Origin of the sequence: Palaeococcus pacificus DY20341, from assembly GCF_000725425.1 — an archaeon.
Lineage (GTDB): Archaea > Methanobacteriota_B > Thermococci > Thermococcales > Thermococcaceae > Palaeococcus > Palaeococcus pacificus.
The window spans coordinates 154,137-171,249 of sequence record NZ_CP006019.1; the positions used below are offsets into that span (position 1 = coordinate 154,137).

Sequence of the window (17,113 nt, forward strand, 5' to 3'; positions counted from 1 at the left end):
AGATTAAAGCAGTATTTTGTTGATCTAAGATGCAATTGCTGGTGTCTATTCCTTAGGGGGGACGTATATGAATGGGCTAAGAGGAGTAATTGCATATACTGTTAAAAAGCTGAGAGAGTCTGGTCTTTACAGAAGAACCTTTGTTCAGAAGATTTTATATTTTGCACTCCCCAATGAGATGAGAAATGAATTGTTTGTTCCGTATCTTTACGGTCCATATAGTGCTGGAATTCAAAGGGTAGTTCAATATCTTGAAGATAATCCTTCTTATATTCTTATATGGGAGAAAGAAATGGATGACGCTAAGATAAAAGAAGCAATTGATAAGTTAATCAGATTTATAAACGACGAAAAAATAACAACAACGCACTTGTCACAGTTAGCTAAGGTGCACTTTCTATTAACGAATACAAAAGGTGATATAGAAAGAGTAAAAAGAAAAAGTATATCTCTTGGTTGGGACGAGCTCATTAGAAAAGATGGACTTATTGAATACCGACTTCAGGAACTAAGAACACTACAGAAAGAAATTAGGGATTTATCTTAATCAAAGCGTCTGTAGGGACATGCAAATGGGGGCGTGCTGAGTGCACACAATCTCTAAATATTTTTCTTTATTAGACGGGTTAAAATTAGTTAGAGACCCAATATATGGCTTTATTGAAGTTCCTGTTGAATTCTTACCAGTAATAGACAATAAACTCTTTCAAAGATTGAGATGGGTAAGTCAGCTTCCACTAGAACAGCTTGTATATCCCTCAGCTCAGCATTCTAGGTTTGAACATTCCCTTGGTACAATGTATCTTTCAATGCTAACTGCAATAACGTTACTGCAGGATGGTATCTCCAAGAAGAGAATTTACTCTGCAATCAAAGACGATGCTAATACGACTCATATTCCATCTAAAAAATTGGGGAAGTTCTTTGTTACAGTAGCTGGATTAGTGGGATTATTACACGATGTTGGGCATGCACCATTTAGCCACACACTTGAGGATGCCACTAAATATACTCAAAAAGATATAGAGTACAATCACGAGATAGTTGGATTTAAGATATCTGAGCATATATTAAAGAATTATACAAAAGGAACCCGAGGAAAAGATGAAGGATTTCGAGAAGATGTCGCCAAAACCGTACTTGCTGTTTTGAACAAAAGTATATCTTTAAGTGAGCTATCTCCCATCCAAAAGATATTAAGAACAATTATTGATAATGTCATAGATGTAGATAAAGGAGACTATGTGCTAAGAGATTCCTATCACTGTGGAGTTACCTATGGAAATTATGGTCTAGAGAGACTGTGGAGACATGTTCGTATTACTAGTGATTATACCTTGGGAGTTTCTCCAAAGGGGGCTATTGAGGCATGGAGTCTAAGGTTTGCAAGATATAAAATGTACAAGAATGTGTATAAGCATCATGTGAGAAATATCACTGATGCATTGTTGATTAAGATTCTCGCAAACTCTTTTGATATATTAGATAAGGAAAATTTACGGTTGGTATTGCCATTTGGTGGTACAAATCTGCAAGATGAAGAGACATTATTACGTTTTGCATTCTGGACGGATAACCAGTTTCTCAAAATATTAACGGAAATAGAAGAAGGACATTTCACCAAAGATTTTAACTTAAATGTTAAGCCCCTGATAGAGAAGTTCCTTAAAAGAGAACTCCACAAGAGATACCATAAAATTCTCCTAGAGCAATTTGGGATTGTTAAAATTGATAAAAAAACAATTATCCGGATACGTAAGGTATTGGAAGATATTGAACACAATAAAAATGTCGAGTTAAGTTTTATAATTACTAGAGATATATTGCCTCCAGTATTCACAAAAGATGTCCAAGCAAGCATTCGAGTAATAAATAGAAGGGGAAAAGAGATCCCCTTAGCTGAGTATCTAGGTTTTTCCATAGACCGACTACTCAAAGGATATGAAGATGTTGATGTAAATGAAGAGCTTGATAAATACAACGAACCTGGTTTCTATTTGGAAATATTTGCCCCAAAAAACACTAACGAAAACCTAAAAAAAGAAATTGAGGAACACTTAGATAGTGAGTTCTCTAGGCAATAATGCTACTAAACTGTTCTTAGTGATAGCATTGTCAATACCAAACTTACTTCGCTTCCTCGATGTGCTCCAGGTAGACATTCCTAATTTCTGGGTAGATGGACTCAGTGATAGGCTATCAACCCAAAAACCCTCTCAAACCCGCTGCTTCGACGATTAAGCCCTCATCGAACTCTCCGCTTAGTATCCTCGTGGTTATCGCCTCGTGCTCTTCCATAGGTTCGACTCCAAGCTCCTTTTGAAGATCGGTGATAGGTTTTAAGAACTTGAACTTCTCTGCCGCTCTTGGGTTGAAATACATCAGGGCAGAGCTCAGGTCTCTGTAAAGACCTTTATAGTACTCGCTAACCTTCTCAAGCTCGCTTTCACTTAAAGCACTCAGCCCTAAGAGCTCTGGTGGAACGCCAATTGAATAGAGCGATGCGGTGAACTTTATAGCCCTAGGTAGAGCCATGCCGTTAACCTCTCTTGAGTATCCAAAAAGGCCGATGTGGAGCTTTCTTCTTCTCCTTGAAGGAACGTATTTTGCCACCTCCCTTATAAGCGGCGCTAAAGCTCTGAGCTCCGCTGAATACGCCCTCTCGTATTTTGGAAGGAGTTCAAACATCTCCTCACCTATTGCCTCAGCTTTTCCTCTCTTGGAGGATTTTATTTTTTCCACGGCTTTTATGACATCTTTTGGAGTGTTGTCGTACTTAAATGAGCTCTGGACGGTGAAAGTCTGGGCGCTTTTATACTCCTCCAAAACCCCTTTAACGTTCCCGGGTGTGAAGTGCCCCCTAAAAGGTGCTCCCCCAACTCCAATGATAGGATATATCTCAATCCCCATCTCTTCTTCAAGCTCTTGGAGCTTAAATAGAGCATATTTGTCATAAAGAACTGCACTTATTAGGCCGTAGTTCATAGCCGGATCGCTCCTCGCTAGGAAAACGCGCTGGTATTCAATGTCCTTTCCCGTTATGTACTCCTCGAGGATTTCGTGAGCGTTTAAGATGGCCTCCTTCGTCTCGAAAAGAGGAATCACGCTTATCTCTTTGGGAAAAAACTCTCCTATCCACTCGTATATCTTCACGTCGTAGACTCTCTTGTACTGCTTTCCTGCGATGTAGCGCTTGTAGAGCTCATAAACCCGCTCAATCTCCTCGGAAGATGTGGTCATAGGCAGAATAACTTCAAATATCGGAATTACCTCTTCACCATAGAAGATCTTCGCATAATCCGCTGAACGTGGAATGCTCTCCAAAGTTTCAAGCAAAAGCTTTGCTTCGGTTTTTTCAACACTTGGATTTGGTACTCTCGGCGTTAGTCTAAAACTCTTTCCAAGTCTGCGTTCTTTGAAAAAGTAGCCGTGCTTCTCGAGGAGCTTTTTGACGACAAACTCGTCCACCTCTTTGCCCTCAAAGTCCCACATCTGCTCCTCTATCCCCAAGACGCTGAAGGCATAAAATGCCTCCGTTACTTCATCCTCTCCACCAAGGGTGGGTTCTTGAGCGAAGAAGGGAATAAACACGTTGTCAGGATGTTGAGTACTCATTGTTCTTGGTATCATATGTCCCAATCTAGAGTAAATTAAATGGCATAATTTAAATTTTTTGGAAAAATTTTTGAACAAATGACAATATATTTTGAAAAGCTTTTTAAATTCTCCTTGTTATATGCTAGTTCATGTTCGCGTTTATTTTAGCCTTTCCAGAGAAGAGATGGGAAAACTACCTCTTGCCGGTAGATGAAGAGCCGATGGTAAGGATAGTCGAGCGGAGGCTTTTGGAAGCAAAGCGTATAGACGATGTTTTCACAATAATTAAGAAGGGCCAGCTGAAAAGATACTCACTTCACATATCGAACCCCGTTGAAGTTAAAGCAAAAAACAAGCTTGAGGCCCTCTACAAAGCTCTTCCAAGCTCTGGTGAGGTCTTTTTGGTGGAGGGCAACATGCCTTTAATAATGCCCTTCTTAGTGAATTACCTCTCGACCCTATTTTTAGAGAGTGATAGCGAAGCACTCATACCTTCGTGGCGCGACGGAACTCTTGAAGTAACACATGCCTTTTATGAAGTAAAGCCCTTAAAGAGAGCGCTGGAAACCTGTTTGGCTGAGAACGAGAAAAAGCTTAGCTGCATAGCAAAGCACCTCGACTACGAAAAGGTGAGCATTGAAGCTCTCTCTTCCAAAAACCCAAAGGTAACGCTGAGCTTCTTTAAAGTTAGAAACTCCTTTGATTTGAGGTTTGCTGAAGAGTCATTGAGAAAAATTTGAAATAAAAGGTTAAATCCTTACCGCTCTCTTCACCCTATCTGCAACAACTACCGCTATTACTGCCTTTAGGAGGTCAATGACTATAAACGGTGCAACACCAACTTTAAAGGCCTTTCCAAAGTCGTGCATAAACAGTCCCAGCCTGAACCAGCCTAAGAGGTAGATTGCTAAGATTCCAACGAGCGAAGCGATTGCATAGCCCGTTATGTTTTCTTTCTTTTCACTTATTAGGCCCACCAAGAAGGCCGCTATTGGAAATGCTATTAAGTAGCCCCCTGTAGGCCCATAAAGGTAGACAAAGCCGCCTTTAAAGCCTGCAAACACTGGTAGTCCTATAGCACCCATCAGGAGGTAAATTATCTGGCTCAAAAATCCCAAACGAGAGCCTAAAATTAACCCACTAAGCAGAATGAAGAGCACCTGCAGTGTTATGGGGACTTCTCCAATTGGAATGCTTATTTGGGCACCAACTGCTGTTAAGGCGGCAAATAAAGCTGGGTAAGCTATATCTTTTGCTCTCATTTCAGCACCTCCAGTTATTTGGACATCTGTTAGTGTTTGGTTAACTTTAAAATTTTTGTGGTTAACGAAAAGCTTTAACCTCTAAAAGTCAGAGTCAGAAACATGTTGAAAGGTTCACTAAAAGACAGCAAAGTAAAGCGTGAAATCCTAAAAACCCTCCGCGAAAGAGAAGTAGTTTCAGGCGATGCAATAGCATCAAAGCTAAGCATTTCGAGGGTTGCTGTGTGGAAGCATGTGAAAGAGCTTATTGGGCTTGGTTATGAAATAGAATCAACACCAAAGGGCTATAAACTTTTAAAAGAACCAAACAAACCTTATCCATGGGAACTAAATGTTAAGGCTTACTATTTCTTGAAGGTTGACTCCACAATGAACGTTGCTAAAGAGCTTGCTGAAAAAGGGGAGGAAGAGTGGACTTTTATAATTGCGGAAGAGCAAACACATGGGAGAGGAAGGTTAAAGCGTTCCTGGGAGTCCCAAAAAGGAGGTCTATATTTTTCGGTGATTTTAAGGCCTGAAATAAGCTTAAGTGAAGTGCGGGGACTTTTGGAGCCCGCTTCACAGGCAATAGCTGAGACGCTCAAAGAGTATGGCTTATCTGCGGAGGTACATCGTGGTGATGTATTTATAGGCAAAAATAAAATCGCGGGGATACTGGTTGAGGCGGAGGGTGAGCTGGATTTGGTTGATTTTGTCATTATGGGTATCGGAGTTAATGTTAATAACGCGCCCCCTAAAGGAGTGGCTGCGACGTCCATTAAAAATGAACTGAACCAAGAAGTGAGCCTCCTTAAGTTTTCGAAAACGCTGTTTGATGCACTGATGAGATGGCTGGGATGATATGAACGTCTATGAGGAGGGCCCGACAGGTTTAGCTGGGTTTATTGTTTCTGTTAGGTAAAAAATCAAAGTAATTTCACATTACTCAAAGGTAAGCTAGAATTTCCTATATATCAGGACGCAGAGAGTACATCTATGACAGATGTATATTCGCTGCCATGATGGTGCCCTTACTTGTAAGTTTATTATTTTAGGGCACTTTTCGAAAATTGGAGGTTAAAAAATGAAGAAAATCTTAAGTCTCTTTATAACTTCCCTGTTCTTATTTAGTATTATTGGAACAGGGAATTTTGGATTCGTCTCGGCTCAGAGTAGTTATGCCGACAAAAAGGTCCTTATCCTTAAAAATGTTGATGCATGGAGTTCAACGTCCAATGAGGAAGTGTTAAGCGAATTGGGTGTGCCCTATGAGGTCATGACCTCTTCTCAGTTCAGCTCTTTAAGCGCTTCAGACCTTATAAGTACGTATGATATGATATTGATTGCAAGTGACCAAGATCAAACGTTCTATGACGAGCTGGAGCCACAGATGGCCAAGATAGAGGAGTTTATTAAAGCAGGAAAAGTCCTGCAGGTTCATGCAGCAAACTGGGGATGGCATGGGGGACGTTGGAAGACTGCTCTACCTGGAGGGGTGGAGATAGTTCGGAGTTATTCGGCCTATGATTATATAGTGAAGAACGCCACATGGCTGTACAGCACCTATGCGAGCCACGGCTACCTCATAAATGTGCCTTCCGGAGCGGAGGTCATAACAGTCCAAGGCGATAGTGTTACTCCAGACTACAATAAGCCAAGCACAATCGCTTATGCCTTTGGAAAGGGCAGGGTTCTTGCGACGGGCCTCACCATAGAATACAGTGTCAAGAGAAGAGGGCCAGAATGGAAGGCATTTTTCATATCGCTGTTGGTAGAAAACTTAGAGTACACCACTCCAGAGCCCGCACCTGCAGTGGAGAAAAGAGGGGTTAACTTCATAGCGCTCAACTTCTTCTATTACAGGCAGTACAATAAGACGATGGAGAAATTTAACGCCATGTACGCGGATTCAGAAAACCTCGGGATAAGCAACGAGACACTGGAAGATGCAATGCATCATAAGATGATTGCTGAGGAATACTATGAGCAGGCGGGGCAATATGGGCCAATAATAGCGAACCTTCAAAGAATAACTATCTTTATGGCTCTAAGAAAATCGGTTATGCACTTGAAACAGGCAGTTAAGATATTGGAGGGAACATGAGTAATAGCAAAAAACTATGAAGTGCGAATTGCTCCTTAGCATCTTTTCTTTTTTGTTCCATCACTTTTTTAAAGCTTAAACTTGAAGTTCAAAGCGATGATAGAGGTCAGGAACCTTTGGCATATCTACGAAGGAAGGAAAGTAGCCCTTAAGGGTGTAAACCTAACCCTGGGAAATGAAATAGTGGCGTTAGTTGGCCCTAATGGCTCTGGAAAAACAACACTAGCTAAGCATTTAAACGGTCTCTTAAAGCCAACTAAGGGTGAAGTAATCGTTGATGGAAAAAATACAAAAGAGCATAGCGTCGCTGAACTTTCACGATTAGTTGGTTACGTTTTTCAAAATCCTGAAAACATGTTCTTTGAGGAGAATGTTTTTAATGAAGTCGCTTTTGGGCCAAAAAATTTGGGCTTAAGTGAGGAAGAGGTTGAAAAGAGGGTTAGATGGGCTCTAAAACAAGTGAACTTAGAAGGTTATGATGAGAGGCATCCATACTCTCTCAGCGGCGGTGAGAAGCAACGTGTGGCTATTGCGTGCATGCTGGCAATGAAGCCCAAGTATTTAATTTTGGATGAGCCTACTACTGGATTGGACGAAAAGAGCGCGGAGAGCGTTAAACGAATTATAAATAACCTTTACAAAAAGGGTCATGGGATTTTGCTCATTACCCATGAAATGGAGCTCGTTTTAGAGCTTGCCGACCGTGTAGTCCTCCTTTACAGCGGAGAGAAGGCTTTTGATGGAAGTGTTCAGGAGTTCTTCGAACTTCCTTTGAGGGAGTACTCTCTCGATACGCCATCTCTTCTTAAAATTTCAAAGCCACTCGAGGTGGGCTTTGTGAGGAACGTGGAAGAATTTTTGAGGGTGGTTCTCGATGATGTATAACCTGTACATTGAGCGCGATTCTCTAATGCACAGACTCGATCCGAGGGTTAAAATATTCTCCTCCCTCTTGGGGATAGTAGCAGTGGTCTTGTTTAACAGCCCATCTGCGTTGCTTGTAATATTCCTTTCCTTGGTTATTTCTCTTCGATTCTTGGCCAAAATAACCCTAAATGAGCAGTGGAAGGTCTTAAAGCCCCTCACACCCCTCATGGTTATAACGATGGTAATATGGCCCTTCATTTTAAAGCCTCCTCTCTTTGGCCTTTTTGTGGGCTTGGGCTATGCACTGAGGCTCGGCTCGCTTGCACTGATAACTTTCTCCCTCTTGCTCACAACAAAGCAGAGGGATTTAATTTTGGGATTCATAAAGCTTAAAATGCCCTATGAGATTGGTCTGACTTTAACGATAGCTCTAAGGTATATCCCGACACTTTACGCGCTCACGCTGACAATAATGGATGCCCAAAAGTCGAGGGGTTTGGAACTAGAGAAGGGCAGCTTCCTAAAGCGTGCTAAAAACACAGTCCCGGTTCTTGTTCCGCTTATAATATCTTCTATAAAAACTGCCCATGAGCTCAGCATAGCGCTTGAAAGCCGGGCTTTTGGGGCTGGAAAAAAGAGAACTTTTCTCTACGAGATTCGCATGGGAAAGAAGGACTATATCGCACTGCTCTTAGTGCTCCTACTCTTCGCGGTGGCTGTAATTTTTAGGTATAAGTTTGGTATAGGCTACATTAAAATTTATTAGAGGATGAGCTTCGCCTTCTTATCTATCGGTATGCTGTGCTCTCCGAGGTTCTTTATGAAGAGAGGAGGAGCTTTTAGAACACTCACGTTTAGGCGGTGGTGTCCACGGTAGGATGAAGTTCTCAGGACAAGCAAATACTCAAAAATTTCTGGAACCAAAAATAAGTGCTTAAACTCGGCATTTAAGTTGAGTTCGTTTATCTCCAAAGTGCTGTGCGATATTACCGCGTAGAGCCCTTTCCTATCCACAAGCTTTCTCAGGTCAATAAGCTTTTCCTTTTCTAAGCCTTCCAAAACTCCAAAATTTGACACAAAGACAAAGGATTCATCTTCAACGACTTCAAACGCATCCAAGAGCTCATCTAATGTGTAGATTTTACCCAAAAGAACGTCTCCTTTTCCCCCAAATTTATTCAAAAGCTCGAGGGAAAATCCATTCGTCGGCTCCAAATAATAAGCAGGCTTTTCTAGAGAAAGGGCGTTTGAGATGGATGAATATTGAATTATGGCTTGAGAAAATAGGTCTGTCGTTATTACAGCGGCTAAACTCCCGCTTTCTAGCTCACCGACTAAGGGGGAGAGCTCATCTACCAATCCGATTTTAACTTCCTCTTTGGGGACTGGTTTAAAGAACATACGCATCATCTAAACTTAACCATTTTGATATTTATAATTTACGAAAAAAGAAAAGTTCAAGGGGCAGCCATTACGGAGATTCCCACGATAATCCCAATGATCACCATCAGGACTATTGCTATCACTATTGCGAAGAGCCATGCTATCACTGCTTTTCCCCAATCCGTGTTGAACACCGTTTTGACGATCCATAGGTATGCTGCTAAGCCAAGTATTCCGCCTATGATGGGAATTATGCTTCCCAATATGGCGGATATAATTAAGCCTCCTAACGTTGCGATGAAAGCCTTCCCAAAGGTCGCGTCTTCAATTTTTGCGAACCTTGCGCCGAGCCAAAGAAACACTGCATCTACTGCTATCATCACTAAAAACATCACAATTGCCATGGCCCCAAATGCGGCAAACATGCCAAAGGGCTCAGGTGGCATAGCATCACCCCTATTCTTTTTTACTTAGAAACTACTTATATTTTTTGATGTTGTCCTTCTTTGGGTCAGCTCTGTCCAGTAAACTTTTAAAAGCCAGCGTAGAACTTAATTTTGGAACTTTAAAAATTAGTTATGAGGTGAGAGCATGAAAAAGTTACCATTATTGTTGGCTTTAATGCTCCTTGTAGTTCCTGCTTTGGGCTGCATATCTCAAAAGGAGCAAACTCCAACACAAACATCAACTTTGGCTGAAGAAAACGAGCTTGTCGTTTATTCCTACGACAGCTTTGAGTACCTGGCAAAAGAAGTCATACCCAAGTTCGAAGAGAAGTACGGCGTTAAAGTCGAGCTCGTTTTGATAGGCGATGCCGGAGAAGTTTTAAACCGTTTAATCTTGGAGAAGGACAACCCACAGGCTGATGTGGTTGTTGGTATTGACAACAGCCTTTTAGCCAAAGCAATAGACGCTGACATCTTAGAGCCATACAAACCGAGCAACATCGATTTAGTTCCAAAGGAGCTTTTATTTGACCCAACATATCACCTGATTCCCTATGATTACGGCTACATAGCCATAAACTACCGCAAGGACATGGTTCAAAACCCACCGCAGAGCCTTGAGGACTTAACAAAGCCCGAGTGGAAAGGGAAGCTCGTTATAGAGGACCCAAGAACTTCTTCTCCAGGAGCGGCGTTCCTTCTTTGGACAATTGCCGTTTACGGTGACGATGGGTATCTCTACTATTGGGAGAAGCTTAAGCAAAACGATGTGCAGATTGTTAAGGGATGGACAGAGGCATGGAATGCCTTTACAGCTGGAGAATTCCCACTCGTGTTGAGCTATGCAACAAGCCCAGCGGCGGCAGTTTACTATGAGAACAAGACCATGTTTGGAGCTTTAGCTTTCTCAGAAGGCAACTACATGCAGATTGAGGGTGCGGGAATAATTAAGGGTGCAAAGCACAAAGAGCTCGCGAAGAAGTTCATCGAATTTATGCTTACGGAGGAGTTCCAAAGCGCAATTCCAACCAACCAGTGGATGTATCCCGCTAATCCAAACGTTAAGCTTCCTGAGGTCTTTGAGTATGCCACAAAGCCTGAGAAGAGTGCCAACCCCGATCCAAAGTACATAGCGGAGAACTTTGACAGGTGGATAAAAGAGTGGACCGCTTTGATGGTGGAAGGCAAGAGCGCCGAGGAGATAATTAATAGCAGGGGTTAGCGTCTTCTCCTATATCTTCTTTCTTCTTTCATTGGAACTCTTTTGACCATTACACCGCTATCTTTGATTTGATCCAGGACTATGGAAACTCTATAGCGCCGCATGTTAGCCCTAAAAACGTTGTAGGCCAGCATGTTGATGAAGTTCTTGAGCTCTTTCATGCTCTTGAAGTTGGCTCTTATGAGGATTTGGTATTCTCCCGTCTTCCTGTAGACGCTTAAAACGTTGTCTTTCATGCTTAACGAAACCAATGCCTTGTCCAAATTGGCTTCGCTCGTTACTTCAACCTCTATAATCGCTTGAACAAACTCATCCAAAAACGTCGGATCAACTATTGCAGTGTAGCCTTTTATAGCTCCAAGCTTCTTCAGTTTTTCCATCCTATTTTTGATGCTTGCGGGGGTTAGCCCTAGCTTTTGCCCTAGCTCGGTTAAAGTAGCTCTACCGTTTTTTCTTAGCTCCTTCAAAATTGCCTCGTCGATTTCGTCTATCCCCGGCATATCCTTCAAAAAAGATGAGCTTTAAACTCTAATAAATCCTTCGCTATAAAAAATAAAAAGAATCACTCAAGAGTGTGCATCTGTGGGAGCGTTGAAACCTTTATTGGTGCTCCAAAAGCCCTGTCTCCGGCATCCCCGAGCCCTGGAAGGATGTATCCCTTTTCATTGAGCTCTCTATCGATTTTTGTAACGAATATCTCCACTTCGGGATGAGCTTCCTTAATCCTTGAGATACCTTCTGGAGCAGCCAGGACTCCAAGCACTATGAGCCTCTTTGGACTTCCGTACTTCTTGACCTCTTCAATGACTTTGATCAACGTTGAGCCTGTGGCTATCATTGGATCCGTGATTATAACGGTGTCTTCTGGCTTTACTTGTGGGACTTTAACGTAGTTCATCTCGATCTCGAACTTCGGAGCTTTTCCTCTTGAGGCAGAGATTATTCCTACGCGCGCATGCTCGAGCACTTTTATGAGACCTTCCATTAAAGGAATAGCTGCCCTCAAAACCGTTATTATTACCACGTTTCTCCTGTCTTTAACTACGACACCCTCAGTTTCTTCTAGTGGAGTCTCGACCTTAATCTTTTCAACTTCCATAGTTTTCGTGAGCTCATAACCCATGTATCTTCCAAGCTTCACTAGGCCTTTCCTAAATGATATGCTGTCCGTCTCTTTATCCCTGAGCTCTGTCAAGACTTCCATAATAAATGGCGAATCCTCAAAGGAGTAAACACCTTTCCACCTCTTATCTTCCATCATCTCCCTCACCTCAAAACTTGATCCAGGATTATAGCCGTTAATGCCCCAACCGCCATTCCAGATTCCAAAATGCTTCCCACTATTTTGGGGAATTGCGCCAAAAACTCTGGCGGCAGCTGAGGTGCTCCCAGACCGAGGATTAGAGCGCTTGCGATTATTAAAGTGTTTCTGTCGTTTAGTTCTACCTTATCCTTTATTAGCCTAAGCCCTGTGAGGCTTATCATACCATATAAGGCTATCGTGAGCCCACCTAAAACCGGTGCGGGTATGGATGCTAACACCCCTGAAAACTTTGGAATTAATGAAAAGAGCACCAAAACTATCCCGCCTATTTGAACCACCTGCCTGCTGGCTACTTTTGTGAGTGCTACCAGTCCAATGTTCTCGGAGTAGCTCGTTGTGCCGCATGCCCCTAAAAGGCCGGCTATCGAACATGAAAGCCCCTCGCTAAAGATTCCCCTGTTGATATTTTGGTTTGTTATTGGGGCTTCGCTTATCGCTGAAATCGCGTGATAATCACCAACGCTCTCAATAATGCTCACTATAAATGCGAAGAGGAGTGTCACCACGGCAGTTGCGTCGAAGACAGGTCTTCCCCATGGCAATGGCTTGGGTAAGTTGAAAAGAGGTAACTCCTTAACCAAGCTTAGATCTGCCATTCCAAGTGCCAAGCTTACTACATAACCCACAAACGCTCCGACCACGACAGGCATTGCCCTTAAAGTCCCTTTTCCTTTTAAAGCCACGTATATTGTTGTTGCAAAGGTTATCAGTGCTATTAGCGTTGCTTTTGGAATGCTGGCCCCGCTTGGGTCGGCGAAGAAGTTGAACGTGTATTTCACAGCCACATGTGCTAGGCTGAATCCGATGAGCATTATTGTAACCCCAGTAACTAGCGGCGAAAAGAGCTTTTTAACCTTCCCAATTATCCCAAGCCCGCCGATTAGTGCCTCAATAATTCCGCCAACTATTAGCGCCCCTTCTACCGCTGCTAACCCCAAGCTTGAGCCTATGCTTATCAGACCGGGAATGAATGCAAAGCTCGAACCTTGGACTATAGGATAGCGGGAGCCTATTGTAGTCTGCAGGAGCGTCGCAATGCCCATCGCTAAAAGCACCACTTGTATTAAAAGCGCTATCTCGTGCATTTGAAGTCCTATCGCAGTTCCAACAACGAGAGGCACTGTTACTGTTGCTCCAAACATTGCTAAAACGTGTTGAAGTCCTAAAAGAACAGCTTTTTTAATTTCAACCTTCTCTTCGATTCCAACTCTCATTCCATTGCTCATTAAAGCCCGCTCAAGCTGTGTCAACTTTGGTTTAAAAACCTTTCCATCTGGGGGCACGGTTCTGTTATTTTTCTGACATCTCTCGTGCCCCCTAAGTTACCTCCATATTCAGCGTTCTTTCAGGGTACTCTGAATACATATTTCCAGTTATTTCCTATTGTTCTGAGAGAGTGTGAGGTGAGAGGGGAACTTGGAGAGCTCTGAATGATGACAGAAAGAAAACAGAACAATGCTCCCAGTGGAGGGGCATTTTTCTGTTAGTTTTCAGCGTTCCTTCGTGCCCCTTACGTTAACCTCTATTCTGACATCTTGCAGTAAAAGGGTAAAAGGGAGGCCGAAAGATGCTAGGAAGAAAGCAGAATAACGCTCCCAGCAGAAGTATGAAACGAAATTAAAAAGAAGCAAAGCATCAGCAGGTGTGCCCTTCGTCTGAGGCTCCTCTCTCCTCTTCGGGTATGTTGTATTTTTTGTTTGGGATTAAGCACAGGAATTCGAAAGTCTCTGCGTCTTCGTTAACGAATTGGTGGAGCTCATTTGGTTTAACATATGCAAAGCTTCCCTGTACGAGCTTGATCTTTCTCTTTCCGTCCGTTAAGTAGCCTTCGCCCTTAACAACGAATATCTCGTGCTCGTAGTTGTGAGTGTGTAGTGGAGTGTGACCGCCTTTTTTAACCACAAAATAGCGCATAGCGAAGTTTTCTGCCCCAAATTTTGGTGTTACAAGCCATCTTATTGTGACGTCCTTAGCACCTTCCATTATAACTTCCTTTTCTTCAACATCCAAGTAGTGGTTTACGTACACTTTCATCACCGTACCATTTAGGTTGAAGAAATTTTTAAATGTATCTTCAATTGCTTTCTATTCCAAAAGCTCTTTAAGAATGTTGGACAATACTACTTTTAGGTGAACCAAATGAGGAAGATTCTTGCGCTCCTTTTAATTGGGTTGATTCTCCTTTCAGCGGGATGTGTGAGCCAAACCCAAGAGACAACTCCTACCTCAACAGAGGAATCTACGACCCCAACTTCCCAAACATCAACCAGCACAACCGAAATTACTACTTCGACCACTTCAACGCCAACTACAACAATTACAACCATGACAACAACACCAACTAAAACCTACGCCCCTATCGACTTCAAAAAGGCCAAGAGGGGAGAGATAGTAGGGAATTGGGATGAGCTTTTTGACACAGGTACAATTTATGTCAGCGCTGATTTGGTCGATTTAGCTAAACACTACTTCCCAAACGCCGAGATAAGGCCTTCTCATGAGTTCAGCGGAGGTGTAGCCATTTTGAGCCCCGGAGAGGCCAGGGCGCTCTTGAGGGGTAAGCCCATGCTTATCACCATCAACAGTTACTTTGGCTACATCGCATACAAAGTTGGCTACAAGTTCATTGGAGAAGACATAGGAATGATTATAGCTTACAAAGAAGACGGGAATGATAGGCTTATCTTTACAGGGAATGGAAAAGCTGGAATTGGAGCGGCTTTGAAATACGCTATGGATATCAAGGAAGGAAAGAAAAAGGTAAATCCAAGCTTTGTTACAAAGAAAACTGATTTTGAGGGAGTTATCGTCAAAGAAATAGGGGACAACGATTGGGATGGAATCCCAGATGAGGATGAATACTGGATTGTGAAGGACTTTGCCTTTGATGAGCCTTTCATATTCAACTGGCGCATTGTAAAGGGTGAGAACGTTACTGTGAGTGGCGGATTCATAAGGAGCGTAAACGGCTCCACTGTTTACATAAGGGCACTGAGCTTTGATGTTAAAGTGAATATAGAGACTCCAAAAGGTGAAACGCTCACATACGTCATAGAAAACATCAACCCCAAGATAATGGAGCTCCCTGAGGGGGCAGAAGCTGGAGACACATGGGTCAAATTCACTACCAATGAAGAGCATTTTGAAATTAGAGCAAAAGATTTAGAGAACTACACGTTCCTAGTCTTTGGTGACCACAGGCCGGGAAGTGGAACTAAGCAGCCCCAAGTTTTCTTCAAGATAAAAGACATGATGAACAATGACGAAGGTGTGTTCTTCATAGACACGGGAGATTTAGTCTTCTCAGGAAAAGTTGAGGAGTGGGGAGAACTCATGAAAATTTGGGATTTCAACAGGCCCGTTTTCATTGCCGTGGGGAACCATGAGTACCAAGGACAAGGTAAAAATGTTTATAAAAAGCTCTTCGGTCCAACAGACTATTCCTTTGCCCTTGGAAACTACTACTTCATATTTATGAACAACGTTGAGAGAGGCTACTCACTCTCGAGCTCCCAGTGGAGCTGGCTTGAGGGCGAGCTCCAGAAGGCAAACGAAACAGGTAAAATGCCTATAATCATTATGCACGCACCCCCCGTTGACCCGAGGCCCGGCGAGAGCCACGCAATGAAAAGCACGGATGGAGAAAAGCTCATGGAGCTCATGAGAAAGTATAATGCCTTTGGGTTCTTTGGTCACATACACATGTACTGGTATGGTGAAAAGGACGGTGTGGAGTTCGTTGTGGCAGGAGGTGGAGGCGCACCCATATATGCAAAACCTGACGAAGGCGGCTTCTACCACTATGTTAGAGTAAACGTAACCAGTGGGATAATCATTGAGCCTGTGAAAGTGGAGTAACTACTCTCTTTTATCCTTTTTAAGTTTGTCTGAGGGTTTTTGCTATGTGGAAAATAAGGAAAGTTTAAAAGTGGGTCAGCTTAAATGAGTTTGACCGGTGATGACTTTGCAGGGTAGCTACTGAAATTGATGAAGAAGTCGCTCCAGTCTGAGGTCATTCGCATGGCACCAACAAAACGGGCGTCTTTGAATCTCTAACAACCCTTTCTGCTGTACTTCCTAAGAGCAAGTCCTTTAGGATACTCCTTCCTTTTTTGCCTATGACTATTATTGAAGCTTCTTTGGTTAGACTTAATCCAATTATGCTCTGTGAAGCTACACCAAAGCTCACTTCTTTTTCAACAGGGAACTTCACGATTCTTGCATATTTTTCGAGTCTTTCCTTTGCTCTCTGAGCATTTTCCTCTAGTTCCTCCATTTTTCCATAATCAACCGTGTGAAGCAAAATGCCCTCCTCTACCAGCTCCTCGAACTTTTTGATGGCTTCCATTATCTTTATAGAGCACTTTGAGAAGTCAAGGGCTATGAGAGGTCTTTTGAATATTTTTGAACAGTCACAGGTGCACGTAATCTCTTTTTTCTCCTCATCCCACTCGTATTTTATCAGAAGGACTGGTTTTTTTGTGGTTCTAACGAGGTTAGAAGCCGTGCTTCCGAGGAGCATCTGCCTCAATATATTTTCTCCCTTTGATGGAGTCACAACTAAATCAACATCTTTTTCTTTTGCTATTTCTGCTATTTCAAGGGATGGTATGCCAAGCTTTACAACATTTTCGACATCTATTCCTTTTTCCTTCAATTCATTAGCCAGTTTTTTGAGATGCTCTTCGTCAATCTTCATAAGCTCTAGGGCTTCAATATCAGTAGCGGTTATATCAACCACGTGGATTAAATAAAGCTTCTTTGCTCCTATTTTGAAGAGCAAGGGGATACAGCTCCTCAAAGCATGGAGAGAAACCTCAGAAAAATCCGTTGGGAATAAAATCTTCTCAAACACTTTCCCACCTCAATACAAGATAAGCTTTTTTCCTATTTAACTTTTTCAGAAAACATTTAAGAAATGAGAAAGAA

Annotated in this window: 18 protein-coding genes; 9 read left to right on the top strand and 9 right to left on the bottom strand. The window is 42.5% G+C overall.

All coding sequences use genetic code 11. From position 1 onward, the window contains the following. The first annotated feature begins 67 nt into the window (after nt 1–67). Together PAP_RS00830 and PAP_RS00835 are read left to right on the top strand one after the other, a co-directional pair. Nucleotides 68–547, top strand: coding sequence for a hypothetical protein (locus tag PAP_RS00830; RefSeq protein WP_048164127.1), 480 nt, complete (start codon nt 68–70; stop codon nt 545–547). A gap of 40 nt (nt 548–587) precedes the next feature. After that, nucleotides 588–2,084, top strand: a complete 1,497-nt coding sequence (locus PAP_RS00835; protein WP_048164129.1) for an HD domain-containing protein — start codon at nt 588–590, stop codon at nt 2,082–2,084. A 115-nt stretch (nt 2,085–2,199) separates the two neighbouring features. On the opposite strand, the gene ppcA is transcribed toward PAP_RS00835, so the two are convergent. Then, nucleotides 2,200–3,630 carry a phosphoenolpyruvate carboxylase gene (gene ppcA, locus PAP_RS00840; RefSeq protein WP_048164131.1) on the bottom strand — a complete coding sequence of 477 codons (1,431 nt, stop codon included), beginning with the start codon at nt 3,628–3,630 and terminating at the stop codon, nt 2,200–2,202. Between the two features lie 116 nt (nt 3,631–3,746). On the opposite strand from ppcA, the gene mobA reads away from it, so the two are divergent. Then, on the top strand, nt 3,747–4,337 hold the full coding sequence (gene mobA, locus PAP_RS00845) for a molybdenum cofactor guanylyltransferase (RefSeq protein WP_048164133.1): 591 nt from the start codon (nt 3,747–3,749) through the stop codon (nt 4,335–4,337). A 9-nt stretch (nt 4,338–4,346) separates the two neighbouring features. Here mobA and PAP_RS00850 read toward each other — a convergent pair whose 3' ends face one another. Beyond that, nucleotides 4,347–4,859 (bottom strand): biotin transporter BioY, encoded by a 513-nt coding sequence (locus PAP_RS00850; RefSeq protein WP_048164134.1) that lies wholly within the window; start codon nt 4,857–4,859, stop codon nt 4,347–4,349. A gap of 102 nt (nt 4,860–4,961) precedes the next feature. Here PAP_RS00850 and PAP_RS00855 point away from each other — a divergent pair, with 102 nt between their 5' ends. The 4 genes from PAP_RS00855 to PAP_RS00870 all read left to right on the top strand — a co-directional run bounded on the left by PAP_RS00855 (nt 4,962) and on the right by PAP_RS00870 (nt 8,575). Next, nucleotides 4,962–5,699, top strand: coding sequence for a biotin--[acetyl-CoA-carboxylase] ligase (locus tag PAP_RS00855; protein ID WP_048164136.1), 738 nt, complete (start codon nt 4,962–4,964; stop codon nt 5,697–5,699). Between the two features lie 223 nt (nt 5,700–5,922). Beyond that, on the top strand, nt 5,923–6,942 hold the full coding sequence (locus PAP_RS00860) for a hypothetical protein (protein ID WP_048164137.1): 1,020 nt from the start codon (nt 5,923–5,925) through the stop codon (nt 6,940–6,942). A 96-nt stretch (nt 6,943–7,038) separates the two neighbouring features. Further along, nucleotides 7,039–7,827 (top strand): energy-coupling factor ABC transporter ATP-binding protein, encoded by a 789-nt coding sequence (locus tag PAP_RS00865; protein WP_048164138.1) that lies wholly within the window; start codon nt 7,039–7,041, stop codon nt 7,825–7,827. Beyond that, the gene (locus PAP_RS00870) at nt 7,817–8,575 is read left to right on the top strand and encodes an energy-coupling factor transporter transmembrane component T family protein (RefSeq protein WP_048164139.1); all 759 of its coding nucleotides are present in this window, start codon (nt 7,817–7,819) and stop codon (nt 8,573–8,575) included. The genes PAP_RS00865 and PAP_RS00870 overlap by 11 nt, the downstream gene beginning before the upstream one ends. On the opposite strand, the gene PAP_RS00875 is transcribed toward PAP_RS00870, so the two are convergent. Both PAP_RS00875 and PAP_RS00880 read right to left on the bottom strand, forming a co-directional pair. Next, entirely contained in the window at nt 8,572–9,219 is a 648-nt protein-coding gene (locus PAP_RS00875; RefSeq protein ID WP_236626997.1) for a hypothetical protein, read from the bottom strand. The two genes, PAP_RS00870 and PAP_RS00875, sit on opposite strands and share 4 nt — an antisense overlap. Before the next feature lie 47 nt (nt 9,220–9,266). Continuing rightward, on the bottom strand, nt 9,267–9,638 hold the full coding sequence (locus PAP_RS00880) for a hypothetical protein (RefSeq protein WP_048164142.1): 372 nt from the start codon (nt 9,636–9,638) through the stop codon (nt 9,267–9,269). 145 nt (nt 9,639–9,783) lie between these two features. On the opposite strand from PAP_RS00880, the gene PAP_RS00885 reads away from it, so the two are divergent. After that, complete coding sequence (locus tag PAP_RS00885; protein ID WP_048164143.1) at nt 9,784–10,860, top strand: thiamine ABC transporter substrate-binding protein; 1,077 nt, start codon at nt 9,784–9,786, stop codon at nt 10,858–10,860. On the opposite strand, the gene PAP_RS00890 is transcribed toward PAP_RS00885, so the two are convergent. The 4 genes from PAP_RS00890 to PAP_RS00905 all read right to left on the bottom strand — a co-directional run bounded on the left by PAP_RS00890 (nt 10,857) and on the right by PAP_RS00905 (nt 14,212). Further along, entirely contained in the window at nt 10,857–11,360 is a 504-nt protein-coding gene (locus tag PAP_RS00890) for an Lrp/AsnC family transcriptional regulator (RefSeq protein ID WP_048164144.1), read from the bottom strand. The two genes, PAP_RS00885 and PAP_RS00890, sit on opposite strands and share 4 nt — an antisense overlap. A 62-nt stretch (nt 11,361–11,422) precedes the next feature. Further along, nucleotides 11,423–12,121 (bottom strand): uracil phosphoribosyltransferase, encoded by a 699-nt coding sequence (gene upp / locus PAP_RS00895; protein WP_048164145.1) that lies wholly within the window; start codon nt 12,119–12,121, stop codon nt 11,423–11,425. Nucleotides 12,122–12,126: 5 nt separating this feature from the next. Further along, nucleotides 12,127–13,410: a uracil-xanthine permease family protein gene (locus PAP_RS00900; protein WP_048165886.1), complete on the bottom strand. Its 1,284-nt coding sequence runs from the start codon at nt 13,408–13,410 to the stop codon at nt 12,127–12,129. Nucleotides 13,411–13,819: 409 nt separating this feature from the next. After that, nucleotides 13,820–14,212 carry a cupin domain-containing protein gene (locus tag PAP_RS00905; RefSeq protein ID WP_048164146.1) on the bottom strand — a complete coding sequence of 131 codons (393 nt, stop codon included), beginning with the start codon at nt 14,210–14,212 and terminating at the stop codon, nt 13,820–13,822. Between the two features lie 111 nt (nt 14,213–14,323). On the opposite strand from PAP_RS00905, the gene PAP_RS00910 reads away from it, so the two are divergent. Next, nucleotides 14,324–16,042, top strand: coding sequence for a metallophosphoesterase family protein (locus PAP_RS00910; RefSeq protein WP_048164147.1), 1,719 nt, complete (start codon nt 14,324–14,326; stop codon nt 16,040–16,042). A gap of 154 nt (nt 16,043–16,196) precedes the next feature. On the opposite strand, the gene PAP_RS00915 is transcribed toward PAP_RS00910, so the two are convergent. Further along, nucleotides 16,197–17,039, bottom strand: a complete 843-nt coding sequence (locus PAP_RS00915) for a universal stress protein (protein WP_048164149.1) — start codon at nt 17,037–17,039, stop codon at nt 16,197–16,199. Nucleotides 17,040–17,113: the final 74 nt, after the last annotated feature.